Below are 26,258 nucleotides of genomic sequence, written 5' to 3' on the forward strand. Positions count from 1 at the left end.
AGACGAAGCTCACTTCACCCAAAAGCTCGGCACCGCGGGCTCGAGCCGCCCACCGGCGCGGACCGGCGCGACCTTGACCGCAAGCCCGGTCGCATCGTCGGTCTCGACTGCGATGCCGCTCAGCGTCGCGACGCCGCCGGCCGGCTCGAAACGGCCGGAGGGAATGCCGGTGAGGAAACGCTGCAGCGGCTCCTCCTTCTGCATGCCGATCACCGAATCGTAGTCGCCGGTCATGCCGGCGTCGCTCATATAAGCGGTGCCGCCGGGCAGCACCTGATGATCGGCGGTCGGCACATGGGTATGGGTCCCGACCACGAGGCTGACGCGGCCGTCGCAGAAGAAGCCGACGCCCTGCTTCTCGCTGGTCGCCTCGGCGTGGAAATCGACCACGATGGCATCTGCGCCTTCGCGCAGCGGGCAGGCCTCGAGCTCGCGATCAATCGCGCTGAACGGATCGTTCGAGGACGGCTCCATGAAGACTCGGCCGATCGCGTTGAGAACCAGCGCGCGCTTGCCGTTCTTGGTGTCGACCAGCGTGGCGCCGCGGCCCGGCGAATGGCGCGGAAAATTCAAGGGGCGGATCAGACGCGGCGCGCGCTCGATGAAGACCAGCGCCTCCTTCTGATTCCAGGCGTGGTTGCCAAGCGTGATCGCGTCGGCTCCGGCATCGAGCAGCTCCTGGTAGATCGCCTCGGTGATGCCGAAGCCGCCGGCGGAATTCTCGCCATTGACGACGACGAGGTCGAGCGACCAGTCCCTGATCATGCCGGGAAGGTGGTCAGTGATGGCGGTGCGGCCGGTCCTGCCGACGACGTCACCAACGAACAGAATACGCAAGGCTAGCTACTCCGGAAATCGAACGTCTTGCGCTCCGTTAGCACATAATCGAGCGGGACGTCGTGCGACAGCGCCGGGATAGCCTTGGTTTCCTGTGCAGCAAAGGCGACCCCGACCCCGATCACATGCTTGGCCTTGCGCAGATGCGCAAAGGTATAGTCGTAATAGCCGGCGCCATAGCCGATGCGGTGGCCGAGCTTGTCGAATGCGGCGAGCGGCACCAGCATGACGTCGGGCTGCACCTCGGCCGCGGCCGGCGACGGCTCGGGGATACCGAGCGGCCCGAGCATCAGCCGGTCCTGCGGCGACCAGCTGCGGAAGGTCAGCGACTGGCCGCGCGCATTGATGCAGGGCAGCGCAAGCCGCGCGCCCTTCTCGGCCAGCTTCTTCATCAGCGGCGCCGGATCGAGCTCGCTGCGGATCGGAGCGTAGCCGGAGACGATCATGCCTTGCGTGATCTCGAACGGCGCGCCGCGCTTGGCAAGCGCCTCGGCAGCGGCCGCGCGCTGCTCGTCGCTCAGCGCGTCGCGCTTGGCGAGGGCAAGCGCCCGAAGCTCGGCCTTCGATGGAGATGCGTGCATGATCCATCTTCCGCTGTCGTCGTCCGCGACAACGGACGATCCATCATTCAGAGACGCAAGCATTCAAAGGGCCAGGCCGCGGCGCACTGGACGCCCTGCTTCGCAGGGGACAGCGCTGCACCACAATCGAACCGCCGCCGCGCGACGACAAGGCAACAGCAAAAATAGTGCGAAGCCGCAGAGGCCGTTGGAGCGCTCGATCCCGGAGTTCCCTACGAAAGTAGGTGGGCACCATATGTCCGGGTCCACGGACCCGGCCAGGGACAGTTCCCTAAAGGATCGATAAGGCCCCGGGGATATATGGCTCCTGACGCACGACGCAGCTTCGCGGGGGCTAATCTAGCTATCGTTGCCGCAATTCGCCAGCGGTAAGGCAGACGCAGTCCAAGCTCGTATGAGCTTGCTTGCCTTCCCCGGAGGGGCGCATTGCCAAAACATCGAAAACAACCCCATGCAAAGTAGCCGGCGGCGTGCCGGCATTCGACGCGGCAACTTGACATGTCGGGCAAATCCGCGGTATTATTCTATTATTCAGAAATTGTGTGACACGCCGCGCAACGCGGCGGTAGCCATGTGCGATCCCCCTCCCCTTGAGGGGCAGGGCAATCGCATATGGCAAAGAACTTCGTCGTCCCGGACAAGCGCAGCGAAGCGGAGCGCAGATCCGGGACCCATAACCACAGGGCGTGGTGATAAAAGCGAGCTGGGGCCACAGCCTTGTTCAACAACAAGGCCCTGTGGTCATGGGTCCCGGCCTACGCCGGGACGACACCGAGCTTTGCATATGCGATTGCCCTGCCCTCCAGGGGAGGAGCGAGCTAAATCACCCGATCGCGATGCCGCCGCCGATGGTGCGGTTGAGCACCTGCGTGGTGCGCTCGATCCGCTCGGCGGCGGCGTTGAGCGCGTTGGAGACCGCGGTCTGGGTCGCGCGGGCGCGGTCAGTGGCGGCTGTGCGGGCGTTGCGCAGTTGCTCGACCTCTTCCTCGAGGCTGCGGATGCGCGCGCTCGCATCGACCAGTTCGTCGCAGGCGGTCAGCGCCGCCATCACGGTGAGCCTGGCATCGCCGATCTCGCCGAACTTGCCGCGCAGCGATTCGACGCGCTGCTGCAGATTCTCCGCGAGCTTCAACAGCCGCACCTCCTGGCCCTCCTCGCAGGCCATCCGGTATTGCCGGCCATTGATGGTGACGTTGATGTGGCTCATCTACCCTCTCCGCCCTCGAGTACGGCGCGAATGGTGCCGATCGCCGCGTCGAGTTTTTCCGCGATGTCGCGATTGACGCGCTCGAGCTTGCGCGTCTTCACCAGCGATCCGTCGAGTTCGTCGGCAAGGCGGGAGCGATCGGCGCCGAGCGCCTGGATCCGGCTCGCCAATTCGTTCTCGTCGCGGTCAGCCTCGCGGCGCCGCTCCACGGAGCTTTCCAGCGCGTCAAGAGCTGACGTCAGCCGCTTTGTCGCAGCATCGATATCGGCAAGCGGTGCCTCGGTATTGCCAGACCCGTTGGCGAGACGATCACTCATGACACGCGGTGTGGACCCCTCGATTAGGCCTGCTGGAGATGGCTGCCGCACGGCAAAACTGGCGGTTCGGCAAGCGTTTACGGGACGAAATTTACGTGGCGAGCGAGCGAAGCGCAACGGCGGCGCAAAACTATGCACCGTTCAATGAAATAGGGCCATTTCGAGCAACTTTTCCCCGTTTTGGGGCGTTTCATCGCCTTGGACTTGCGGAATTGAGGTGCTAATCCACCCACCAACCCGTAAGGCCATCCACGCACGTATCGCGGCTGCCCGCCCCGATGCGTTCAGCAATCAGCTCCTCATTCCAGGCGGACTTTTCATCATGACGCAGGTCGATCACACCCGTATGGCCAATGCGATCCGTGGCCTTGCCATGGACGCCGTCGAGAAGGCGAATTCCGGCCATCCCGGCCTGCCGATGGGCGCCGCCGACATCGCGACCGTTCTGTTCACGAAATTCCTGAAGTTCGATGCCGCCGACACGGCATGGCCCGATCGCGACCGCTTCGTGCTGTCGGCCGGCCACGGCTCGATGCTGCTCTATGCGTTGCTGTACCTGACCGGCAACAAGGACATGACGCTCGACCAGATCAAGCATTTCCGCCAGTTGGGATCGCTGACGCCGGGCCACCCGGAGAATTTCCACACCAAGGGCATCGAGACCACCACCGGTCCGCTCGGCCAGGGCATCGCGACCGCGGTCGGCATGGCGCTCGCCGAGAAGATGCTTGCCGCCGAGTTCGGCAAGAAGATCGTCAACCACCACACCTATGTGCTCGCCTCCGATGGCGACCTGATGGAAGGCATCTCGCAGGAAGCGATCGCGCTCGCCGGTGTCTGGCGCCTCAACAAGATGATCGTGCTGTACGATGACAACGGCATCTCGATCGACGGCCCGACCTCGATCGCCGATTCCGTCGACCAGGTGAAGCGCTTCAAGTCCGCCGGCTGGGCTGCCGAGCTGATCGACGGCCATGATCAGGAGGCGATCGCGGCTGCGATCACCCGCGCGCAGAAATCGAGCAAGCCCTCGCTGATCGCCTGCAAGACCACGATCGGCTTCGGCGCACCGACCAGGGCCGGCACCGCCAAGGCGCATGGCGAGGCGCTCGGTGCCGCCGAGCTCAAGGGCGCCAAGGAGAAGCTCGGCATCTCGCTCGAGCCGTTCTCGGTGCCCGACGACGTGCTGAAGGCCTGGCGCGAGGCGGGTGCCCGCGGCGCCGCCGAGCACAAGGCATGGGACGAGCAGTTCGCGCAGCTCGGCAACCGCAAGCGCGCCGAATTCGAGCGCCGCATCCGTCACGAGCGGCCGCAATCGCTCGCCAAGGGACTGCGCGCCTTCAAGAAGGGCCTGCTGGAAAATCCGCTCAACATCGCGACCCGCAAATCGTCGGAAGCTGCGATCGAGGTGATCGCGGCCGCGATGCCGATGGAGTTCGTGGCCGGCTCCGCCGACCTCACCGGCTCCAACAACAACAAGGCGAAGTCGGCGACCGCGTTCGGCGCCAAGACGCCGAAGGGCCGCTTCATCCATTACGGCATCCGCGAGCACGGCATGGCGGCGTGCCTCAACGGCATCTTCCTGCATGGCGGCTTTGCGCCGAACGGCGCCACCTTCCTGGTGTTCACCGATTATGCGCGCCCCGCGATGCGCCTGTCGGCGCTGATGGGCACCGGCGTGGTCTACGTCATGACGCATGACTCGATCGGCCTCGGCGAGGACGGCCCGACCCACCAGCCGGTCGAGCATCTCTCGGCGCTGCGCGCGATGCCCAACATGCGCGTGTTCCGTCCCTGCGACGCGGTCGAGACCGCCGAATGCTGGGAACTGGCGCTAAACCGCATCGACGGACCGACGGTGCTGGCGCTGACCCGCCAGAACCTGCCGCAGCTCCGCACCACGGCGCCGAACGACAATCCGTGCAGCCACGGCGCCTACGAGCTGGTCGCGGCCCAAGGTGACGCAAAAGTGTCATTGTTCGCCTCCGGTTCCGAGGTCCAGATCGCGGTCGAGGCGCAGAAGCAGCTCGCCGGACGCGGCATCGCGACGCGGGTCGTCTCGGTGCCGTCGCTGGAATTGCTGCTGGCGCAGCCCGCCGAGCGGCAAAATGCCATTATCGGCAAGGCTCCGGTCAAGATCGCGATCGAGGCTGCGGTGCGCTGGGGCTGGGATGCCGTGATCGGCCATGATGGCGATTTCATCGGCATGCACGGTTTCGGCGCCAGCGCCCCGGCGAAGGACCTTTTCCCGCATTTCGGCATTACCGCTGAAGCCGTCGTTAACGCTGCCACCAAGCGCGTCTGACGCTGGCCTGACACCAGCAGGCCACGGTTGAGCTTGTCGTAAAAAAGGATTACCAAAGCTCCATCTTTTCCGTACGCGCCCGGCTGAACCGGGCGTTCCGCCGTAAGAACCTCGTGGGAGCCCTCCCGCGGGGCTGACAACAGCTTTAGAGGAGACGAGCATGGCAATCCGCGTCGCGATCAACGGGTTTGGGCGTATCGGCCGCAATGTGTTGCGCGCCATCGCCGAGTCCGGCCGCAAGGACATCGAGGTGGTCGGCATCAACGACCTCGGCCCGGTCGAGACCAACGCACATCTGCTGCGCTTCGATTCCGTGCACGGCCGCTTCCCGGGCACCGTGACCGTCGACGGCGACTCGATCAGCCTCGGCGACAACAAGATCAAGGTTTCGGCCGAGCGCGATCCCTCCAAGCTGCCGTGGAAGGCCCTCGGCGTCGACGTCGCGCTGGAATGCACCGGCATCTTCACCGCCAAAGACAAGGCCTCGGCGCATCTCACCGCCGGCGCCAAGCGCGTGCTGGTCTCGGCGCCCGCCGACGGCGCTGACGCCACCATCGTCTACGGCGTCAACCACGACACGCTGACCAGGGATCAACTGGTCGTTTCCAACGGCTCCTGCACCACCAACTGCCTCGCGCCGGTGGCCAAGGTCCTCAACGACACCGTCGGCATCGAAACCGGCTTCATGACCACGATCCACGCCTATACCGGCGACCAGCCGACGCTCGACACCCTGCACAAGGACCTCTATCGCGGCCGCGCCGCTGCGATGTCGATGATCCCGACCTCGACCGGCGCCGCCAAGGCGATCGGCCTGGTGCTGCCGGAGCTGAAGGGCAAACTCGACGGCGTCTCGGTCCGCGTGCCGACCCCGAACGTGTCGGTGATCGACCTCAAGATCGTCGCCAAGCGCGCCACCGATGCCAAGGAGGTCAACGAGGCGATGAAGCGCGCCGCCGAGCAGCAGCTCAAGGGCATCCTCGGCTACACCAACGCGCCGAACGTCTCGATCGACTTCAACCACGATCCGCACTCGGCCACCTTCCACATGGACCAGACCAAGGTGCAGAACGGCACGCTGGTGCGCGTGATGGCCTGGTACGACAATGAGTGGGGCTTCTCGAACCGCATGGCGGACACCGCCGTCGCGATCGGCAAGCTGATCTGAGTTCGACTGTTCGCGATGCCCGGCCCAAAGCCGGGCATTTGCGTCTTTGCCCTCCGCACGCGCGGCCGCAACGGCCGCGATATCGGCAAGTGAAAGCTGCGCCGTCCACCGGACGGCTGCGTCCGGCCGCACAGGAAACGCTCATGACAAAATCGTTCCGTACCCTCGACGACGTCAATGTGAAGGGCAAGCGCGTGCTGCTGCGCGTCGACCTCAATGTCCCCATGGACGGCGGTCGCGTCACCGACACCACCCGGCTCGAGCGCGTTGCGCCCACCATCACCGAGATTTCCGACAAGGGCGGCAAGGTGATCCTGCTCGCCCATTTCGGCCGGCCCAAGGGCCGCGATCCCAAGGAGTCGCTGAAGCCGGTCGCTGAAGCGCTGTCGAAGGTAATCAAGCGCCCGGTCGCCTTTGCCGAGGATTGCATCGGCGAGCCCGCGGCCACGGCGGTTGCAGCCCTCAAGGACGGCGACATCCTCTGCCTGGAAAACACCCGCTTCCACAAGGAAGAGGAGAAGAACGACGCCGGCTTCGTCGCGGAGCTGGCAAAGCTCGGCGACATCTGGGTCAACGACGCCTTCTCCGCCGCGCATCGCGCCCACGCCACGACCGAGGGCCTCGGCCACAAGCTGCCGGCCTATGCCGGCCGCACCATGCAGGCCGAGCTCGACGCGCTCGGCAAGGCGCTGGAAGCCCCGACCAAGCCGGTCATCGCGATCATCGGTGGCGCCAAGGTCTCGACCAAGATCGATCTCTTGGAAAACCTCGTGAACAAGGTCGACGCGCTGGTGATCGGCGGCGGCATGGCCAACACCTTCCTGCACGCGCAGGGCGTCGCGGTCGGCAAATCGCTCGCCGAGAAGGATCTCGCTGCGACCGCGCTGCGGATCATGGAAAAGGCCAACGCCGCCAATTGCGCGATCATCCTCCCCGTCGATGCCGTCGTCGCCAACCAGTTTGCCGCCAACGCGCCGTCGCACGCCTATGGCCTCGACGCGATCCCGGCCGACGGCATGATCCTCGACGTCGGCCCGCAATCGATCGCACGCATCCATGCCGCGATCGACGATGCGGCGACGCTGGTCTGGAACGGGCCGCTCGGCGCCTTCGAGCTGACGCCGTTCGACCGCGGTACCGTGGTATCGGCCAAGCACGCCGCCGAGCGCACCAAGGCGAAGAAGCTGATCTCGGTCGCCGGTGGCGGCGACACCGTCGCGGCGCTGAACCAGGCGGGCGTCGCCGGTGATTTTTCCTACGTCTCGACCGCGGGCGGCGCGTTTCTTGAATGGATGGAAGGCAAGCCGCTGCCGGGCGTCGAAGTTTTGAAAAACGGTTGAATTAGTTCAATCCGAACGCGCTTTAGAGGGAGAAATGGAATGGCTCGCATAACGTTGCGGCAACTGCTCGATCACGCGGCCGAGCACGATTACGGCGTACCTGCCTTCAATATCAACAACATGGAGCAGGCGCTGTCGATCATGGCGGCGGCCTCCGAGGTCGACGCGCCGGTCATCATCCAGGCTTCGCGCGGCGCGCGCTCCTATGCCAACGACGTCATGCTCAAGCACATGATGGACGCCGTCACCGAGATCTACCCGCAGATCCCGGTCTGCGTGCATCTCGACCACGGCAACGAGCCCGCCACCTGCATGACCGCGATCCAGGCCGGCTTCACCTCGGTCATGATGGACGGCTCGCTGAAGGCCGACGGCAAGACCCCCGGCGACTGGGACTACAATGTCGGCGTCACCCGGACGGTGACCGGCATGGCCCATCTCGGCGGCATCTCGGTGGAAGGCGAGCTCGGCGTGCTCGGCTCGCTCGAGACCGGCATGGGCGACAAGGAAGACGGCCACGGCGCCGAGGGCAAGCTGTCGCATGACCAGCTGCTGACCAATCCCGACGAAGCCGTGAAGTTCGTCCAGGAGACCAAGGTCGACGCGCTCGCGATCGCGATGGGCACCTCGCACGGCGCCTACAAGTTCACCCGCAAGCCCGACGGCGACATCCTCGCCATGAACGTGATTGAGGAAATCCATCGCAAGCTGCCGAACACGCATCTCGTGATGCACGGCTCCTCGTCGGTGCCGCAGGAATTGCAGGAGATCATCAACGCCAATGGCGGCAAGATGAAGCCGACCTGGGGCGTGCCGGTCGCCGAGATCCAGCGCGGCATCAAGAACGGCGTGCGCAAGATCAACATCGACACCGACAACCGGATGGCGATGACCGGCCAGATCCGCAAGGTGCTGAAGGACAATCCGGAAGAGTTCGATCCGCGCAAGTACCTGAAGCCCGCGATGGACGCGATGACCAAGCTTTGCAAGCAGCGCCTGCAGGAGTTCAACACCGCGGGCCAGGCCAGCAAGATCAAGAAGGTGCTGACCACGGCGGAGATGGCCAAGCGCTACGCCGCGGGCCAGCTCGACCCCAAGGTTGCGTAACAAGGTCGCCTGACAACTTCTTGCCTGAATCATTAAGGCGGGACACCGGCTCCGACGCGGTGTCCCGAAGGCTTGATCGCCGGCCGCGGCAAACGCTGGCCGCGACGAACGTTTTCTAGGCATTTGCCCGAGAACCGCCTATTTTGGTTTGCAAAGGCAATGGCTCTGGAGGACGCTTCCGATGAACCTCGCTGACCTCAACAAAATTGCACTTGCCATGGTCACCCCGGGCAAGGGCCTGCTCGCTGCCGACGAATCCTCCGGCACCATCAAGAAGCGTTTCGACGCCATCAAGGTCGATTCCACCGAAGACAATCGCCGCGACTATCGCGAGATGCTGTTCCGCTCGCAGGAGGCGATGAGCAAGTACATCTCCGGCGTCATCCTCTACGACGAGACGATCTGGCAGAATGCCAAGGACGGCACGCCGCTGGTCAAGCTGATCGAGCAGGCGGGCGCGATCCCCGGCATCAAGGTCGACGAAGGCACCCAGGCGCTGCCCAACTGCCCCGGCGAACTCGTCACCGTCGGCCTCGACAAGCTCGCCGAGCGGCTGAAGAAATATTACGAGCGCGGTGCGCGCTTTGCGAAATGGCGCGCCGTGATCGATATCGGTTCCGGCGCCGGCAGCCGCGGTATCCCGACCATGACCGCGATCCGCGTCAACGCCCATGCGCTGGCGCGCTATGCCGCGCTGTGCCAGGCCGCGCAGATCGTGCCGATCGTCGAGCCTGAGGTACTGATGGACGGCGATCACGACATCGACCGCTGCTATGAAGTAACGCAGCGTGTGCTGAACCGCACCTTCCAAGAATTGCGGGTACAGCGTGTCGCGCTCGAAGGCATGATCCTGAAGCCGAACATGGCGATCTCGGGCAAAAAATGCCCGAAGCAGGCGTCGGTGCAGGAAGTCGCCGAGAAGACCATCCGCCTGCTCAAGAGCTGCGTGCCGGCCGCGGTGCCCGGCATCGCCTTCCTCTCCGGCGGCCAGAGCGACGAGGAAGCGACCGCGCATCTCGACGCCATGAACAAGATCGGCCATTTGCCCTGGCAGCTGACCTTCTCCTATGGCCGCGCATTGCAGGCGGCGCCGCAAAAGGCGTGGTCCGGCAAGTCCGACAACGTCCCCGCCGGCCAGCGCGCCTTTTCGCATCGCGCCCGGATGAACGGGTTGGCGAGCACCGGCAATTGGGAAGCCGGCCTCGAAAAGCAGGCGGCATAATTGGCCAGCAAGCCCGTTCCGCCGCGGCCGGCGCCGCGCCTCTATCTGGCAACCCCGCCGGTCGACGAGCCAGCGCAGCTCGCGGCCGAGCTCACCGCCCTGCTCGCCGCGGCCGATGTCGCGGCCGTGCTGGTGCGGCTGCGCGAGACCGATCCGCGCACCATGATCTCCACGATCAAGGCGCTGGCGCCCGCGATCCAGAACGCCGGTGCCGCGCTGTTGATCGACGGCCATCCCGACATCGTGGCCCGGGCCGGCGCGGACGGCGCGCATCTGACCGGCCTCGCCGCGATGCAAGAGGCTGCGCCCGCGCTGAAGCCCGACCGCATCGTCGGCGTCGGCGGGCTCGCGACGCGCCACGATTCCATGGCCGCGGGCGAAGCCGGCGCCGACTATGTGCTGTTCGGCGAGCCCGACGCCAAGGGACAGCGGCCGTCGCTTGATGCGATCGCCGAGCGGCTGGAATGGTGGGACGAGTTGTTCGAGCCGCCCTGCATCGGCTTTGCGGCCTCACGCGAGGAGGCCGAGGCGTTCGCGGCAGCCGGCGCCGATTTCGTGCTGGTCGGGGATTTCATCTGGGCCGATCCGCGCGGCGCCAAGGCTGCGCTCGCCGAGATCGGTGACGCGATTGCGCAGGCCCATGCCGGCGCATTTGGCAAAGCCAGGGCCGAGGGAAAGGCCGAGGGATGACGCCGGAATGAAATGCCTGCGTCCGATAGCTGTTGCGCTCGGCTGCACGATGCTGGCGAGCGGCGCGATGGCGCAGCTCTCGATCACGCCGCCGGCACAGACGCCGCCGCCTGCGAAGAAGGAAGCGCCGAAAGAGAAGCCGAAGGTGCATTCGCCGGTCGCAAAGAAGCCGACGCCGAAGCCTGCTGCGTCCGCGACGCCAAAGCCCGGCGCATCAGCGACGCCGACCCCGACGCCGTCAGCAACCCCGATGCCGGACGATCCCAATGTCGACATCGTCTACGGCGCCTATCAGCGCGGCATGTACAAGAGCGCGTTCGAGCTCGCCACCATCCGCGCGCAGAACAACAACGATCCCAAGGCCATGACGATGCTGGGCGAGCTCTATGCCAACGGGCTCGGCGTCAAGCGCGACTACGCCAAGGCCGACGACTGGTACAAGCGCGCCTCCGACGCTGGCGACCGCGAAGCGATGTTCGCGCTCGCCATGATGAAGATCGCCGGCCGCGGCGGCACCGTGGACAAGGATGGCGCGGTCAAGCTCCTGGCATCGGCGGCCAAGCTCGGCGAGCCCAAGGCGGCCTATAATCTCGCGCTGCTCTATCTCGACGGCCAGACCCTGCCGCAAGACCTCAAGCGCTCCGCCGAGCTGCTGCGGATGGCCGCCGACGCCGGCAGCCCCGAGGCGCAATACGCGCTGGCGACCTTCTACAAGGAAGGCACCGGCGTGCCGAAGGACCTCGAAAAGGCGGCGCGGCTGCTGCAGGCCGCCTCGCTGGCCGACAATGTCGATGCCGAGGTCGAATACGCCATCGCGCTCTACAACGGCGCCGGAACGCCGCGGAACGTGCCGGCGGCGATCGCGCTACTGCGCAAGGCGGCCCGGCAGAACAGCCCGATCGCGCAGAACCGCCTCGCCCATGTGCTGGCGACCGGCGCCGGCGCCCCGGTCGACAAGGTCGAGGCCCTGAAATGGCACACCGTCGCCAAGACCGCCGGCAAGGGCGACCCCGATCTCGACGACATCCTCGCCGATATGACCCCGGAAGACCGCGCCAAGGGCGAGGCAGCCGCGCGAAAATGGATCGGAAACAACGTCAAATGACGCCTTGACGGCGCCACTTCCAGAGGGCACCCAGTCCGGAAACTCGGGTGGCCATGCCGTTCCCCTGCTGACCCGTCATCCTGAGGAGCGCGAAGCGCGTCTCGAAGGATGAACGGCCCGGTCCGGGGCCGTGCACCCTTCGAGGCTCGCTCCGCTCGCACCTCCAGCGGCAAAGGCGTAGCCTTTGCGCAGGGATGACGGGTTGATATTTACGCGCGCCGCCTGATCGACTTTCACATTTCTCGGGTCACAAGTTCTCATCATGCTCTACTCCGCCCTCATCAATGTCATGGTCAAGGCCGCGCGCCGCGCCGGCCGCAGCCTCAAGCGCGACCTCGGCGAGATCGAACACCTCCAGGTGTCGCTGAAGGGGCCGGCGAACTTCGTCTCGCTCGCCGACAAGCGCGCCGAGGAGATGCTCTACACCGACCTCGAAAAGGCCCGCCCCGGCTACGGTTTCCTCGGCGAGGAAGGCGGCAAGCGCGAAGGCTCGGACAAGAGCCACACCTGGATCGTCGATCCCCTGGACGGCACCACCAACTTCCTGCACGGCATCCCGCAATTCGCGATCTCGATCGGGCTGGTGCGCGAGGACACCGTGATCGCGGGCGTGATCTACAATCCCGCCAATGACGAGCTCTACATCGCCGAGCGCGGCAAGGGCGCGTTCCTCAACGACCAGCGGCTGCGCGTCGCCGGCCGCCGCCAGCTCAACGAATGCGTGGTCGCCTGCGGCCTGCCGCATATCGGCCGCGGCAACCACCAGCTGGCGCAGCAGGAGATGGCCGCGCTGCAGACCAAGGTCGCGGGCTTCCGCCGCTTCGGCGCCGCCTCGCTCGACCTCGCCTTCGTCGCCGCCGGCCGCTTCGACGGCTTTTGGGAACGCAATTTGCAGCCCTGGGATATCGCGGCCGGCCTCTTGATGGTCCGCGAAGCCGGCGGCACGATCTCCGGCATCCAGGGCAATGACGACCCGCTGCAGACCGGCCACGTCGTCTGCGGCAACGAGTTCGTGCACGGCGAGCTGATCAAGATCCTCAAGCCGCTCGGGCAATAGGGCGACGGCGCGATCTAATCGTCGTCGTCATCGTCCTCATCGTCTTCTTGCCCGTCACGAAACTCGCCGCTGAGGGTCAGGCCCTCGATGGTCGTGGCGCCCTTCGCCTTGACCACCCGGCGCAGCGGCACCGAGCTCTCGCTGCGCAACGCCTCCATCAGTTGCTCCGAGTGGGTGACGATCCAGATGTCGGCACGGCGCGACGCCCTGGCGATCAGCCGGGCCAACGGCGCCAGCAGCGATGGATGCAGGCTGGTCTCGGGTTCGTTCAGCGCGATGAACGGCGGCAGCCGATAGCCCATGAACACCGCGAGCAGGCAGATATATTTCAATGTGCCGTCGGATAGTTCGTGCGCCTTGAACGCACGCGGCATGCCCGCCTGCTGCAGCTCGAACTCGCACTGCCCACGATCTTCCCACGCCCGGAGCTCGGCACCCGGGAATGCATCCTCGATCGCATCCTGCAGGTCGACGGCATCCTGCCGGATCGCGCTGAGCGTTGCCAAGGCGGCGGCCAGATCGCTGCCATCGGCGCTGAGCGACGGCGTCGTGATCGCAAGACAGGGCTTGCGGATCGGCGATGCCGGATCGGTACGAAAATCGTGATAGAAGCGCCAGCTCTGCAACGCATTCCTGATCAGGCCGACTTCGGGAGATGTCTGGCCGTCGACGAAATCGGCAAGCGCGGTTTCCGACGGCAGCACGGCATTCTTGTGCTCGCTCCAGGCGCCGCTCTCGCCGCGGACGCTGACATGCGAATTGGTCCGCTCCATCATCAGGACCTTGCGCTTGCCGTGGATCGCCTCGATGCGCTCCGACTTGATCATCGGCTCGCCGGGAAACGCCGCCTCGACCGGGCCGGGATGTCCGAGCTCGATCGCGTAATTGACGTGCTCGAATCTAACCGCCAGCCGCAGCCGCGCATCCTCGCCCCGCCTGCGCATGCCGGACCAGCAGACCGAGTTCAATCCACCTTCATCGGCAATCGTGCGCGTGATCCGGCCTGTGGCCGCGTCGCGCAGCAGCGACAGCGACTTGTAGAGATTGGATTTGCCGACGCCGTTCTCGCCGACGAACACCGACAGCGGTTGAATGGCCATCGAGAGCCGCCGGATCGAGCGATAATTCGAGATCGCAATATCGCTCGGCCGCATCACATGCTCTCAATCCTCGGGTTGCCTTAACGCTTCCCGTTCAATCCAGAGCTGCAATTTGGATTGACTATGTCGGGAAAGCAAGCCGCGGGCTTGACGGCAACCGATCTCGGACATCAGTGGCCGCCCGTTACCGGCGCAGGCGGGCCATAGACTTCGGGCTTCTCGACCTTCTCCCGGTCACCGGCCAGCACGCGCTGCACGCTGACGAAGAACACCGGCACCAGGAGCAGCGCGAGGATCACCACCGCGATCATACCGCCCATCACCGAGGTGCCGAGCGCCTGCTGGCTGGCGCCGCCGGCGCCGGTCGCAATCGCCATCGGCAGCACGCCGCAGACGAAGGCAAGACCCGTCATCAGGATCGGGCGGAATCGGAGACTGCACGCCTCGATGGTCGCCTCGACCAGCGGCTTGCCCTGCGCCCGCAAATCCTTGGCGAACTCGATGATCAGGATCGCGTCCTTCGCCGCAAGGCCGATGATGGTGATCAGGCCGACGGTGAAATAGACGTCGTTCGAAAGCCCGCGCAGCGTCGCCGCCACCACGGCGCCGAGAATGCCGAGCGGAATCGTCAGCAGCACCGCGAGCGGAATGGTCCAGCTCTCATAGAGCGCGGCGAGCAACAGGAACACCACCAGCACCGACAGCGCGAGCAGGAACGGCGCCTGCGAGCCCGACAGCTTCTCCTGCAACGACTGGCCGGTCCACTCATAACCGAAGCCGCGCGGCAGCTTGTCGGCGAGCCGCTCCATCTCGGTGATCGCATCGCCCGAGGTGAAGCCCGGCTTCGCCTCGCCGGAGATGCGCACCGCCGGATAATAGTTGAAGCCCGCGATTTGCGTCGGCCCCTTCGACCATTCGACGGTGGCGAAGGCCGAGAACGGCACCAGCTGGCCGCGGCTGTTCTTGACGTTGTAATTGAGGATGTCGTCCGCATTCATGCGGCTGGTCTTGTCGGCCTGCACGATGACGCGCTGCATCCGCCCGCGGTTCGGGAAGTCGTTGATGTAGTTCGAGCCGAGGTTGGTCGAGATCGTGTTGTTGATGTCCTCGAAGGTGAGGCCGAACGCGCCCGCCTTCTCGCGGTCGATCATCAGATTGACCTGCGGCGCCGGCGGCAACCCTTCGACATAGACCTTCTGCAGGATCGGGCTGGCGTTGGCCTCCGCGATCAGGCGGTCGGACGCCGCGATCAGCGCCGCATAGCCCTTCTGGCCGCGGTCCTGCAGGCGGAACGAGAAGCCCGAGGAATTGCCGAGGTTGTCGATCGGCGGCGGCTGCAGCGCCGAGATCCTGGCATCGCGGATCGACGACAGGTCGCGGTTGATGTCGGCGACGATCGCGGCGGCGGAATCCTTCGTGCCGCGCTCCGACCAGTCCTTCAGCGTGATGAAGGCCTGCGCGGTGTTCATGCCCTGGCCGAGGAAGCTGAAGCCGGTGAGGAACGTGACGTTCTCGATGCCGGCGCGGTCCTTCAGGTACTTCTCGACCTGCTCGACCGCAGCCTCGGTGCGTGCATAAGACGATTCCGACGGCGTCTGTACGTCGGTCGTGATGAAGCCCTGGTCGTCGACCGGCAGGAAGCCGCCGGGCAGCCGCACGAAGCCGTAGGCGACGCCTGCGAACAGCACGAGATAGATCAGCATCAGGCGGCCGGTGCGCTTCAGCGAGCCCTGCACCGTGCGCGTATAGCCGGCGCGGCTGGTGTCGAGCACGCGGTTGAACCAGCCGAACACGCCCTTGCGGGCATGACCGTGGCCCTTCTCGACCGGCTTGAGCAAGGTCGCGCACAGCGCCGGCGTCAGCGACAGCGCGAGCAGCGCCGAGAATGCGATCGCCGCCACCATGGTGACCGAGAACTGGCGATAGATGATGCCGACCGAACCCGGGAAGAACGCCATCGGCACGAACACCGCCATCAGCACCAGCGTGATGCCGATGATGGCGCCGGTGATCTGCGACATCGCCTTCCTTGTGGCTTCCTTCGGCGGCAGGCCTTCTTCGGCCATGATGCGCTCGACGTTCTCGACCACGACGATGGCGTCGTCGACCAGGATGCCGACCGCCAGCACCATGCCGAACATGGTCAGCATGTTGATCGAATAGCCTACGGCCATCAGCGTGGCGCAGGTGCCGAGCAGCGCCACCGGAACCACGATGGTCGGAATGATGGTGTAGCGGATGTTCTGCAGGAACAGGAACATCACGACGAACACCAGCACCACCGCCTCGACCAGCGTCATCAAGACCTTCTCGATCGAGGCCTTCACTACGGGCGTGATGTTGTAGGGGATTTCGTAGGAGATGTTGGCCGGGAAGAAGCGCGACAACTCCTTCATCTTGGCCTCGACCGCGCTCGCGGTCGCCAGCGCATTGCCCTTCGGCGACAGCAGCACCGAGAGGCCCGCCGTCGGCTTGCCGTTCACGCGGGTGTTGAACTGATAGCTGAGGCCGCCGACCTCGATCCGCGCGACGTCGCGCAGCCGGACCGTCGAGCCGTCGGGATTGGCGCGCAGGATGATCGCACCGAACTCGTCCGGCGAGGAGAGCTGGCCCTTGACCAGCACCTGCGCGGAGATCTTCTGCGTGTCGGTGCTGGGCTCGGCGCCGATGCTGCCCGAGGCGACCTGGGCGTTCTGCGCCGTGATCGCCTTGTTGACGTCGTCGGCCGACAGGCCGTAACCGACCAGCTTGGCCGGATCGATCCAGATGCGCAGCGAACGCTCGGTCGAATACAGCGTGGCGCGGCCGACGCCGGGGATGCGGCGCACCTCGCCCAGCACGTTGCGGATCATGAAGTCGCCGAGGCCCACTTCATCCAGCGAGCCGTCGGTCGAGTTCAGCGTGATGATCTGCAGCACAGCTGACGAGGCTTCCTCGACCAGGATGCCCTGCTGGATCACGGCGCGCGGAAGCCGCGCCTCGACGCGCTTGAGGCGGTTCTGCACCTCGACCGAGGCCTGGCTGGTGTCGGTGCCCGGCTTGAAGTTGGCGATGATCTCGACCTGGCCGAGCGAGTCGGAGGTCGATTCGAAGTTCAGGATGTTGGCGGCACCGTTGAGCTCTTCCTCGATCAACCGCGTCACGCTGTTGTAGAGGTTCTCCGGCGACGCGCCGGGATAGCTCGTCGAGATCGAGATCGAGGGCGGCGCGATGATCGGATACTGCGCGACCGCAAGCAGCGGAATCGAGATCGCGCCGACCAGACAGATGAACAGCGCGACGACCCAGGCGAAGATCGGCCTGTCGATGAAGAAGCTAGGCATGTCGGATCACTGCTTCGCGTGGGCGGTCTGCTGCGAATCCGACTGTGCTGCAGCAGCATCGACCTCACGCCAGGCCAGCGGCCGGACCTTGTCGCCGGCGGCGAATTTCTGGAAACCCTCGACGACGACCCTGTCGCCGGCCTTCAGGCCCTCGGTCACGAACCAGGTGCCGTCCTGCAACGAGCCGGTGCGCACCGGCTGCACCGCGACGAGATTGTCGTCCTTGACGACGAACACCTCGCTGCCGCCGCCGCCATTGCGCTGGATCGCCTGCTGCGGCACCGCGATCGCGTCCGAGTCGATGCCCTGCTCGATCTGCACGCGGACATACATGCCCGGCAGCAGGATGCGATGCGGGTTCGGGAACTCACCGCGCAGGGTCACTTGCCCGGTATAGGCGTCGACCTTGGCGTCGGAAAACAGCAGCTTGCCCGGCAGCGGATAGATCGAGCCATCGTCAAGCACGAGACGCACCTTCATCGCATCGGGCGCGATGCGGTCGAGATCGCCGCTCTCGAAGGCGCGGCGGAGCTGGTTCATCTCGGTCACCGACTGCTGGAAGTCGGCGTAGATCGGATCGAGCTGCTGGATGGTCGCAAGGCTCGCGGCGTCGTTCTGCACGACGAGCGCGCCCTCGCTGATCACAGCAGCACCGATGGTGCCGTCGATCGGCGCACGGATCGTCGCGTAATCCAGGTTGAGCTTGGCACGCGCGACGTCGGCCTCGCGGCCCTGCACGTCGGCTTCGGCCTGCTTCAAATTGGCGATCGCCTTCTCGTTCTCGGCCTCCGAGGTCGCGCGCTGTTGGGTGAGGGTCGCGATGCGGCGGGCCTGCAGCGCGGTCTGCTCGAGCACCGCCTTGGCGCGCGCCAGTGCCGCCTCGGTCGACTGCAATTCGACCTCGAACGGGCGCGGATCGATCTGGTACAGGGGATCGCCGACCTTCACCTCGCTGCCCTGATGGAACATGCGGTTGACCACGATGCCGGAGACACGCGGGCGCACCTCGGAGACGCGGGTCGGCGCGATGCGGCCCGGCAGCTCGCGCACCATCGCGCGGGCCTGCGGCTTCACGGTGACGACACTGACGTCCGGCTCGGGTGCTTGTACGGCGGCGGTTGCGGTTTTCGGCTCGTCGCAGCCAGCAAGCAGTGGCGCCGTCACGGCCAGCATCAGAGCAATGCATGCCGATTGCGCGCGAAGTCCAGACATTGAGATGATCGCCCCTGTGGTTGTTGGGAATAAACAAACGGCGGCACCACAGCGGCACCGCTCCTGCCGCCAAAAATAAATCCTGCTTGCTGCGACGCAATGCGTTTGTCGGGCGGCTCAATGTCACACAAACCTATCGCTCTGATTTCGCGGCATGTTTTGTCGACTCACCGGATTGTGAGCGGGTTCCATCGCAGGCTGTGGGGATGCGTTAAGGACTGCGGGCGCGGGAACGCGGCCTGTTGCCTGCGCGGGAATGCCGCAGATTGCCAATTCGTCATGTGCGGCGCGCGAATCGCCGATCGCCCGCGCCGATCGTCGCGCACCCACCTGGCGGGTGCATCCCGCGTTCGTCTCGCGATCTGCGCGCGGGATTGGCACCTTCTGCACACGCCGATGCGGCTGTGTCCCCGAAAGCCGCGCAAGTCGGCAACACTCCGCTCCGTATCAACCCAAGGACCTGCCGACAGCCTTTGGATTCGGCTTTCCTCACTCCGCCGCTGTGCCATATTGCTGGCAGATGCGGCCTTCGCGAACGGATGACCAGGCAATGCCCCCTTCCCGCTCCGACATGGAGATCGAACTGAGCAAGCTGTCCTCGCCCAGGATCTTCCTGGTGCGGATGCTGGTGTTCCTGGTGCTCTGCGGCCTAGTCGGGGTGGTGCTTTACAAGCAGATCGTCACCGCCTTCTTCGCCAATCCCGGCCTGAACGCCCTGATCGGCGCGGTGCTCCTGATCGGCGTCATTCTGGCGTTCCGCCAGGTGATCCGGCTCTATCCCGAGGTCGCCTGGGTCAATAATTTCCGCATCGCCGATCCCGGCCTTGCGATCGACCGCCGCCCAACGCTGCTGGCCCCCATGGCGGCCATTCTCGGCGGCGAGCGCACCGGGCGGATGTCGATCACGCAGCAGACCATGCGGCACCTGCTGGATTCGATCGCAACCCGGCTGGATGAGGCCCGCGACATCTCGCGCTACATGACCGGCCTGTTGGTGTTCCTCGGCCTGCTCGGCACCTTCTGGGGCCTGATCGAGACGGTCGGTTCGGTCGGCAAGGTGATCGACGGGCTCAAGGTCGGCGGCGACGCCGGCGCGTTGTTCGACACGCTGAAGGAAGGTCTCGCCGCCCCGCTCGGCGGCATGGGCATCTCGTTCTCGTCCTCGCTGTTCGGCCTCGCCGGCTCGTTGATCCTCGGCTTCCTCGATCTGCAATCGAGCCAGGCCCAGAACCGCTTCTATACCGACCTCGAGGACTGGCTCGCCACCACGGTGCGCGGCATTTCCGGCGACGAGGCCGGCGCTGGCGGCGCCGACATGCAGGGCGCGATCGACCGGCTACGCGCCACGCTCGAGGAAGGTGGCGGCGGCGCGGGCGGCCGCAGCACCACGGCGGCGATGGCCAATCTGGCCGAGGCGATCCAGGGGCTGGTTGCGCACATGCGCACCGAGCAGCAGATGATCCGCGAATGGGCCGACGGCCAGGGCGAGCAGAACCGCGAGATCAAGCGGCTGCTCGAACGCCTCGCCCGCCAGCCCGAGAAGAGCTAGCCGGGGAGCAAGCCCAAGGAGACATTCATGGCCCTCGCCCGCTCGCGCCGCAGCGAATCCGGCTTCAACTACTGGCCCGGCTTTGTCGACGCGCTGTCGACGCTGGTGCTGTCGATCGTGTTCCTGCTGTCGGTGTTCCTGGTGGTGCAGTTCTTCCTGTCGCAGGAAGTCACCGGCAAGGACAAGGCGCTGGAGCAGCTCACCGCGAAGATCGCCCAGCTCAACGACCTGCTGTCGCTGGAGAAGCTCTCCAAGCTGACGCTCGACGACCAGGTGTCGCAGCTCCGCGCCGGCCTTGCCTCCGCCGAAGGCGAGCGCGACCGCATGAAGGGGCTCTACGAGGGGCTCGCCAATTCCGGCAACGACGCGCAGGGCCGCGCAACCGAGCTCAACAAGGCACTGGAATCCGAGAAGAGCGTGTCGTCGCGCGCGCTGGCGCAGATCGAGGTGCTGAACCAGCAGATCAGCGCGCTGCGCCGCCAGCTCGCCGCGCTCGAGGAGGCGCTCGACGCCTCCGAGAAGCGCGACAAGGAATCACAGAACCGGATCGCCGATCTCGGCCAGCGCCTCAACGTCGCGCTGGCGCAGCGGGTGCAGGAACTGTCGAAATATCGTTCGGAATTCTTCGGCCGGTTGCGCGCGATCCTCGGCAACCGCCCCGATATCCGCATCGTCGGCGACCGCTTCGTGTTCCAGTCGGAAGTGTTCTTCGACACCGGCCAGGCGACCTTGCTGCCGGACGGCAAGACCGAGCTCGATACCGTGGCGAACGCGCTGATCGACCTCGACAAACAGATCCCACCCGAGATCGCCTGGGTGCTGCGCGTCGACGGCCACACCGACTCGCGGCCGATCACCAACAGCCCGCTGTTCAAGTCGAACTGGGAATTGTCCTCGGCGCGCGCGATCTCAGTGGTGCAATATCTGATCTCGCTCGGCGTGCCGGCGCAGCGCCTGGTCGCCGCGGGCTTTGCCGAATTCCAGCCGCTCGACACCGCGCAGACCGAAGACGCCTACAAGCGCAACCGCCGCATCGAGCTGAAGCTGACGGAGCGCTAGTCGCCGCGAGGCGAAGGCAACGCGCTAACCATCCGTCGTCCTGGCGAAAGCCAGGACGACACAAAGTGTGTGGCACTGCTTGTATCCACAATCGTCGTCCCTGCGAAAGCAGGGACCCATAACCACAGGGTTCGGTCGTTGCAGAGGGCTGTGGCCCCGGCGTCGCACGACAATTGCCGTCGGTGGTTATCGGTCCCGGGACAAGCCCGGGACGACACTGAGTGTGTGGCTCGACTTCCTTAACGCCCGACCATCTGTTGCAATTGCTCCGGATAGCGCGCGCCCTGCACCTCGATCGCGGCGACCGCCTTGCCGATCTCTGCCAGATCGGCAGCGGTCAGTTCGACGCGCGCGGCGCCGATGTTCTCCTCGAGCCGGTTGAGCTTCGTGGTGCCCGGGATCGGCACGATCCACGGCTTCTGCGCCAGCAGCCAGGCCAGCGCGATCTGCGCCGTCGTCGCGCCCTTGCCGGCCGCGATCCGGCCGAGCTGATCGACCAGCGCCTGATTGGCCCGGCGTGCTTCCGGCGTGAAGCGCGGCACGAGATTGCGGAAGTCGTCACTCGCGAACGTCGTGGACGCGCTGATCGCACCGGTGAGAAAACCGCGGCCGAGCGGGCTGTACGGCACGAGGCCGATGCCGAGCTCCTGGAGCACCGGCAGGATCTCCGCTTCCACCCCGTGTTCCCACAGCGAATATTCGCTCTGCAATGCCGTGACCTTCTGCACCGCGTGGGCGCGGCGGATGGTCTGCGCGCCGGCCTCCGACAGGCCGAAATGACGCACCTTGCCGGCGGCAATCAGGTCCTTGACGGTGCCGGCGACATCCTCGATCGGCACCGCGGGATCGACCCGGTGCTGATAGAACAGGTCGATGACATCGATCTTCAACCGCTTCAGCGAGGCGTCCGCGACCGCCTTGATGTGCTCAGGTCGGCTGTTCAGCGACCGGTGCCGTTCGGCCATGGAGCCGGTATCGAAGCCGAACTTGGTCGCGATCACGACCTGGTCGCGGACCGGCGCCAGCGCCTCACCGACCAGTTCCTCGTTGACGAAGGGGCCATAGACCTCCGCGGTGTCGAAGAAGGTGATGCCGCGCTCGACCGCGCCGCGGAGCACCGCGATGCCCTGTGCCTTCTCGAGCGCAGGGCCGTAGGCGAAGCTGAGGCCCATGCAGCCGAGGCCGATCGCCGATACCTCGAGGTTGCTGCTGCCGAGTTTGCGTTTCTGCATGATGTCTCTCCACGTCGATGACTGGAATTCGTCACCGCGGGATTTAGGGCGTGCTTCGGCGGATCATTAGACGTAAAAATCAGGATGGACTTATGAGCAGGACTCATGAATGGCCCGGCATGACGTCAACGACCTGATCGCCTTTCTCGCGGTGGCGCGCGAGCGCAGCTTCACCCGCGCCGCAGCGAGGCTCGGCGTGTCGCAATCGGCACTGAGCCACACCCTGCGGGCGCTGGAGGAACGGCTGGGCGTGCGGCTCCTGACCCGCACCACGCGCAGCGTCGCGCCGACCGCAGCCGGCGAACGGCTGCTGCAGGGCGTCGGCCCGCGCCTCGAGGAGATCGAGGCCGAGTTGTCAGCGCTCAGCGCGCTGCGCGAGAAGCCGGCCGGTACCATCCGCATCAACGCCGGCGAGCACGCGGCCGAGACGATCCTGTGGCCGGCGCTGGCCGAGTTCCTGCCGCGCTATCCCGACATCAAGGTCGATCTGACCGTCGACAACGGGCTCGCCAACATCGTCGCCGAGCGCTTCGACGCCGGCGTCCGGCTCGGCGAACAGCTCGCCAAGGACATGATCGCGGTGCGGATCGGGCCGGATTTCCGCATGGTCGTGGTCGGTGCGCCCGCCTACTTCAAGCGGCGCGAGCGGCCGAAGCGGCCGCAAGACCTGACCCAGCATGCCTGCATCAACATCCGCCTGCCGACCCATGGCGGCATCTATGCCTGGGAGTTCGAGCGGCGCGGCCGCCCGCTCAAGGTCCGCGTCGACGGACAATTGGTGTTCAACAGCGTGACCTTGCGGATCAAGGCAGCGCTGGCCGGGCTGGGGCTTGCCTATGTCGCCGAGGATCAGGTGCGCGGGCTGCTCGCCAAGGGACAGCTGATCCAGGTGCTCGACGACTGGTGCGCGCCGTTTCCCGGCTACCACCTCTATTATCCAAGCCGGCGGCAATCCGCGCCGGCCTTCGCGCTACTGGTCGATGCGCTGCGCTATCGCGGCTGATATGGGTCGAGGTCCAGCACACGCACATGTGCTTCACGGGTGCGCGATGGGCCCCTTGGAACGGGACCAACACATCCGACGTTATCAGTGATATCATCGCGCGGGCTTGACGGACGTCACATCATCCGCCGCGGCTGTGCATCCCGCTGCAGCCCCCCGCGCCATTTCGGACCAGCTCATGCTCAAGACCACATTCGCCATCATCGTCGCCGCCGGCCTCACCCTCGCGCCGGCCCAGCTTCTCGCGCAAGGCGCCGGCGGCTCCCCCCTGCCGCCGCGGCCCGGCGACCGCGCGGCTCCGTCGGGCGGCGCGGGCGGCAGCGCGCTTCCGACCCAGAGCGGCCAGCGCTATGCACCGTCCTCCGGCGGGAATTTCAGCGCAGCGCCGGTGCTTCCCGGGTCGACGACCGGCAATGCCGGCAACACCAATAGCGCGCAGGGACGATGACCTGAAAGCACGCTTGAGCCTTTTCCGTTCCGATTGAATTGGAACAGGGCTCCGGTTTTTGGTGCGTCTTCTTCACACCAACCCCATCCACGTCGTCCGAATCGTGGAACCCGCAGGGGTTTGACGGTATGCTCTTACTAATCCATAGGTTGTGTTCCAGAGTATAACTGAATATTAAGAGCCGGCACGCGACATGGCCGCGTGACTACCACAGTTGAACTAACGGAACACCACAACCGCAGCCGGATTCTCGGCGCGATATCCGCGATGCTTGTCGCGGTCCACCTCGTCGCGAGCGGATTTCGCGTCCGCTTCATCCAGGTGTTCCTGAACGCCGCAGCCCGGCTTCCGATCTGGTCCAGCTGGAGCATGGGTCGCGCGTTCCAAAATGCACTGCGCGCGAGCGGACAAGCAGGACTACCCGCCGATGCACGCGCCCCTGACCAAGACGCCTGCCACCACGTTCAATTGATGTGCGAAGCGGCTTGGCCGTGGCTGGCGACGGCGGTGGCGCTTGCGATCGTGTTGCTGGCTCCGCTTCTCGTCATCGACGTGCCGCCGCTCACGGACTATCCAAATCACCTCGCGCGGTTCTTCATCCTGGCCCATCCGGACGATCCGGTCCTCTCGAAGATGTATGCGCCGCACTGGACGATCCTGCCCAATCTCGGCATGGACGTCATCGGGGCAGGGCTGCTGCGCGTCACCGATACCCACACGGGTGGCCGAATATTGCTGGCGCTGTGCCTGCTCGCGCCGGTAGGCGGCGCGGTCGTGTACCACCGGGTCGCCTTCGGCTGCCGTTCCTACTGGCCGCTGGCGTCGGGCCTGGTCGCCTACAACGCAGCCTTCTTCATGGGCTTCATGAATTTCCTACTCTCGCTGGGCCTGGCGCTGGTCGGTGCGGCCGCCTGGGTTGCGCTGCGCCGGCGGAATCGTCCCGGGTGGAAGACGCTGGCCGGCGCGATCGCCGCGGTCGCGACCTTCTTCACCCACATCTTCGGGCTCGCCTTTCTATTCCTCCTGATCGGTGCGGAAGAGGCAGCGGAGATCCGGAAACGCTGGTCATCGGGCACGGCCACCGCGCACGATTTCATGCAGGCCGCGATCCCGATCCTGGTCGCGCTCGCTCCGGCGGCCGTGTTGTATCGGCTCAGTCCGTTCGGCGACGCCGCCACGTCGCTCGGCGCGTGGCATGCGATCGTCAAATTGATGAGGCTGTTCAGCCCGTTCACGATACCGGACATCAACCTGACGATCGTGACCGCCGTCGCCTTCATCGTCGCGATGTTCGCCATGCGTCGTCATCTCGCCTTCACTCCGGGGCTGCGGCTTGCGATTGCCGTGCTGGCAATCGTTTACATTGCCGCGCCGCTGCGGATGAAGGGAGGCTCCCACATCGATCTGCGGGCTGCGGTGATGATCGCATTGCTGCTGTTCGCGGGCGTGCAGCCGCGGATCGCGCGGCGCGAGGCAATGATGTTCGGCGTCGTCTTTGCAGCCTTGATTCTCGTCCGCTCGGCCTATGTCGCTGCGACGTGGATGGACAGCCGGGACGACCTTGCCGATCTGCGCGCGGCAATCGCCGGCGTTGAGCCCGGTGCGCGCGTGCTGGCCGCGACGGGCTCGACGGAAGAACGGACGATGGCGCCTCCGGCGCGACGCACGCTGCCCGGCATCTACCGGCTGACCTACCACCTCCCGGCATTGCTCCTCGTCGAGCGCAGAGCGTTCTGGCCATTGTTGTTTGCCGACCCGGCGCAGCAACCGGTGACCATTCTGCCGCCGTTCGATCGAATGTCTCACTCGCTGACGGAGCCGATCGACTGGAAGGTGCTGGCCAACGAACCGTTCTCGGCGGAAACCCTGCGATGGGAGCGCTACCTGGTCGACTGGCGTTCGAACTTCGACTATGTGCTGCTGATCGATCCAAAGCCCGGATTTCAGGCGATCGAGAAGCTCTCGCCGCTCCATGACGGCCAATTCGCGAAGCTCTATCGGGTCGAACGGCCGGATGCGCTCGCGCCGCATCGAACGGGCCGCGAGGCGGTAGCGCCGTCCGGCTACACCGCGCCGGCAGGCTCCGCAGCCGGTTCATCCGGTTCGGCTTCCGCCATCACGAATTTGAGCCCATAGGTGTTGCCGCGACGCCAGACCACCTCGCAGGGGTAACGCTTGGCGTGATCAGCGAGCAGCGTCAGCGCAAGGCGGTCCTTGACGTCGAACGCGACCTCGGTGGTGATCTTGGCGCCGCCAGGCGAAATATCGACCACCGCACATGCGCTCTCGGTTGCGCCATCATCGACCGTGATCCACGCCGCACGATTGTTGAGCTGGCGCCGCGGCTCGCGACTGACCTTGATCCGTGCTCCATTGCTCGCCATCGTCATCGTCCT

Annotated in this window: 22 protein-coding genes and 1 other RNA gene; 13 read left to right on the top strand and 10 right to left on the bottom strand. The window is 65.6% G+C overall.

What is annotated here, in order from left to right; genetic code table 11:
* Nucleotides 1-9 precede the first annotated feature (9 nt).
* The 5 genes from JQ616_RS02960 to JQ616_RS02980 all read right to left on the bottom strand — a co-directional run bounded on the left by JQ616_RS02960 (nt 10) and on the right by JQ616_RS02980 (nt 2,942).
* A complete protein-coding gene (locus tag JQ616_RS02960; protein ID WP_212012095.1) occupies nt 10-837 on the bottom strand; it encodes a TIGR00282 family metallophosphoesterase in 828 nt (275 codons plus the stop codon).
* Between the two features lie 2 nt (nt 838-839).
* Nucleotides 840-1,418, bottom strand: a complete 579-nt coding sequence (locus JQ616_RS02965; protein WP_212012097.1) for a 5-formyltetrahydrofolate cyclo-ligase — start codon at nt 1,416-1,418, stop codon at nt 840-842.
* 168 nt (nt 1,419-1,586) lie between these two features.
* Nucleotides 1,587-1,747: non-coding RNA, 6S RNA (gene ssrS, locus JQ616_RS02970), on the bottom strand.
* Between the two features lie 494 nt (nt 1,748-2,241).
* Complete coding sequence (locus JQ616_RS02975; RefSeq protein ID WP_021076488.1) at nt 2,242-2,625, bottom strand: cell division protein ZapA; 384 nt, start codon at nt 2,623-2,625, stop codon at nt 2,242-2,244.
* The gene (locus JQ616_RS02980; RefSeq protein ID WP_212012099.1) at nt 2,622-2,942 is read right to left on the bottom strand and encodes a DUF4164 domain-containing protein; all 321 of its coding nucleotides are present in this window, start codon (nt 2,940-2,942) and stop codon (nt 2,622-2,624) included. The genes JQ616_RS02975 and JQ616_RS02980 overlap by 4 nt, the downstream gene beginning before the upstream one ends.
* A gap of 322 nt (nt 2,943-3,264) precedes the next feature.
* On the opposite strand from JQ616_RS02980, the gene tkt reads away from it, so the two are divergent.
* The 8 genes from tkt to JQ616_RS03020 all read left to right on the top strand — a co-directional run bounded on the left by tkt (nt 3,265) and on the right by JQ616_RS03020 (nt 12,936).
* Complete coding sequence (gene tkt / locus JQ616_RS02985; protein WP_212012101.1) at nt 3,265-5,247, top strand: transketolase; 1,983 nt, start codon at nt 3,265-3,267, stop codon at nt 5,245-5,247.
* Nucleotides 5,248-5,407: 160 nt separating this feature from the next.
* The gene (gene gap / locus JQ616_RS02990; protein WP_212012103.1) at nt 5,408-6,415 is read left to right on the top strand and encodes a type I glyceraldehyde-3-phosphate dehydrogenase; all 1,008 of its coding nucleotides are present in this window, start codon (nt 5,408-5,410) and stop codon (nt 6,413-6,415) included.
* Nucleotides 6,416-6,558: 143 nt separating this feature from the next.
* Nucleotides 6,559-7,755 (top strand): phosphoglycerate kinase, encoded by a 1,197-nt coding sequence (locus JQ616_RS02995; protein WP_212012105.1) that lies wholly within the window; start codon nt 6,559-6,561, stop codon nt 7,753-7,755.
* A gap of 39 nt (nt 7,756-7,794) precedes the next feature.
* Complete coding sequence (fba, locus tag JQ616_RS03000; RefSeq protein WP_212012107.1) at nt 7,795-8,862, top strand: class II fructose-bisphosphate aldolase; 1,068 nt, start codon at nt 7,795-7,797, stop codon at nt 8,860-8,862.
* A 181-nt stretch (nt 8,863-9,043) separates the two neighbouring features.
* Entirely contained in the window at nt 9,044-10,084 is a 1,041-nt protein-coding gene (locus JQ616_RS03005; protein ID WP_212012109.1) for a class I fructose-bisphosphate aldolase, read from the top strand.
* Nucleotides 10,085-10,774 (top strand): thiamine phosphate synthase, encoded by a 690-nt coding sequence (locus JQ616_RS03010; RefSeq protein ID WP_212012111.1) that lies wholly within the window; start codon nt 10,085-10,087, stop codon nt 10,772-10,774.
* A 7-nt stretch (nt 10,775-10,781) separates the two neighbouring features.
* Complete coding sequence (locus tag JQ616_RS03015) at nt 10,782-11,879, top strand: tetratricopeptide repeat protein (protein WP_212012113.1); 1,098 nt, start codon at nt 10,782-10,784, stop codon at nt 11,877-11,879.
* A gap of 262 nt (nt 11,880-12,141) precedes the next feature.
* A complete protein-coding gene (locus JQ616_RS03020) occupies nt 12,142-12,936 on the top strand; it encodes an inositol monophosphatase family protein (protein ID WP_212012116.1) in 795 nt (264 codons plus the stop codon).
* Nucleotides 12,937-12,950: 14 nt separating this feature from the next.
* On the opposite strand, the gene JQ616_RS03025 is transcribed toward JQ616_RS03020, so the two are convergent.
* The 3 genes from JQ616_RS03025 to JQ616_RS03035 all read right to left on the bottom strand — a co-directional run bounded on the left by JQ616_RS03025 (nt 12,951) and on the right by JQ616_RS03035 (nt 18,571).
* The gene (locus JQ616_RS03025) at nt 12,951-14,090 is read right to left on the bottom strand and encodes an AAA family ATPase (RefSeq protein ID WP_212012118.1); all 1,140 of its coding nucleotides are present in this window, start codon (nt 14,088-14,090) and stop codon (nt 12,951-12,953) included.
* A gap of 116 nt (nt 14,091-14,206) precedes the next feature.
* Entirely contained in the window at nt 14,207-17,359 is a 3,153-nt protein-coding gene (locus JQ616_RS03030; protein WP_212012120.1) for a multidrug efflux RND transporter permease subunit, read from the bottom strand.
* A 6-nt stretch (nt 17,360-17,365) separates the two neighbouring features.
* Nucleotides 17,366-18,571, bottom strand: a complete 1,206-nt coding sequence (locus JQ616_RS03035; protein WP_212012121.1) for an efflux RND transporter periplasmic adaptor subunit — start codon at nt 18,569-18,571, stop codon at nt 17,366-17,368.
* Between the two features lie 550 nt (nt 18,572-19,121).
* Here JQ616_RS03035 and JQ616_RS03040 point away from each other — a divergent pair.
* Complete coding sequence (locus JQ616_RS03040) at nt 19,122-20,120, top strand: flagellar motor protein MotA (RefSeq protein WP_212012122.1); 999 nt, start codon at nt 19,122-19,124, stop codon at nt 20,118-20,120.
* Between the two features lie 27 nt (nt 20,121-20,147).
* Complete coding sequence (locus JQ616_RS03045) at nt 20,148-21,179, top strand: peptidoglycan -binding protein (protein ID WP_212012123.1); 1,032 nt, start codon at nt 20,148-20,150, stop codon at nt 21,177-21,179.
* Between the two features lie 239 nt (nt 21,180-21,418).
* Here JQ616_RS03045 and JQ616_RS03050 read toward each other — a convergent pair whose 3' ends face one another.
* Nucleotides 21,419-22,411, bottom strand: a complete 993-nt coding sequence (locus JQ616_RS03050) for an aldo/keto reductase (protein WP_212012124.1) — start codon at nt 22,409-22,411, stop codon at nt 21,419-21,421.
* Nucleotides 22,412-22,520: 109 nt separating this feature from the next.
* Between JQ616_RS03050 and JQ616_RS03055 the strand changes: the two genes are divergently transcribed.
* The 3 genes from JQ616_RS03055 to JQ616_RS03065 all read left to right on the top strand — a co-directional run bounded on the left by JQ616_RS03055 (nt 22,521) and on the right by JQ616_RS03065 (nt 25,998).
* Entirely contained in the window at nt 22,521-23,414 is an 894-nt protein-coding gene (locus tag JQ616_RS03055) for a LysR family transcriptional regulator (RefSeq protein ID WP_212012125.1), read from the top strand.
* 178 nt (nt 23,415-23,592) lie between these two features.
* The gene (locus JQ616_RS03060; RefSeq protein ID WP_212012126.1) at nt 23,593-23,862 is read left to right on the top strand and encodes a hypothetical protein; all 270 of its coding nucleotides are present in this window, start codon (nt 23,593-23,595) and stop codon (nt 23,860-23,862) included.
* 201 nt (nt 23,863-24,063) lie between these two features.
* Nucleotides 24,064-25,998 (top strand): hypothetical protein, encoded by a 1,935-nt coding sequence (locus JQ616_RS03065; protein ID WP_212012128.1) that lies wholly within the window; start codon nt 24,064-24,066, stop codon nt 25,996-25,998.
* Here the strand turns inward: JQ616_RS03065 and JQ616_RS03070 are convergent.
* The gene (locus JQ616_RS03070) at nt 25,926-26,246 is read right to left on the bottom strand and encodes a PilZ domain-containing protein (RefSeq protein WP_212012130.1); all 321 of its coding nucleotides are present in this window, start codon (nt 26,244-26,246) and stop codon (nt 25,926-25,928) included. The two genes, JQ616_RS03065 and JQ616_RS03070, sit on opposite strands and share 73 nt — an antisense overlap.
* Nucleotides 26,247-26,258: the final 12 nt, after the last annotated feature.

Source organism: Bradyrhizobium tropiciagri (assembly GCF_018130545.1).
GTDB lineage: Bacteria > Pseudomonadota > Alphaproteobacteria > Rhizobiales > Xanthobacteraceae > Bradyrhizobium > Bradyrhizobium tropiciagri_A.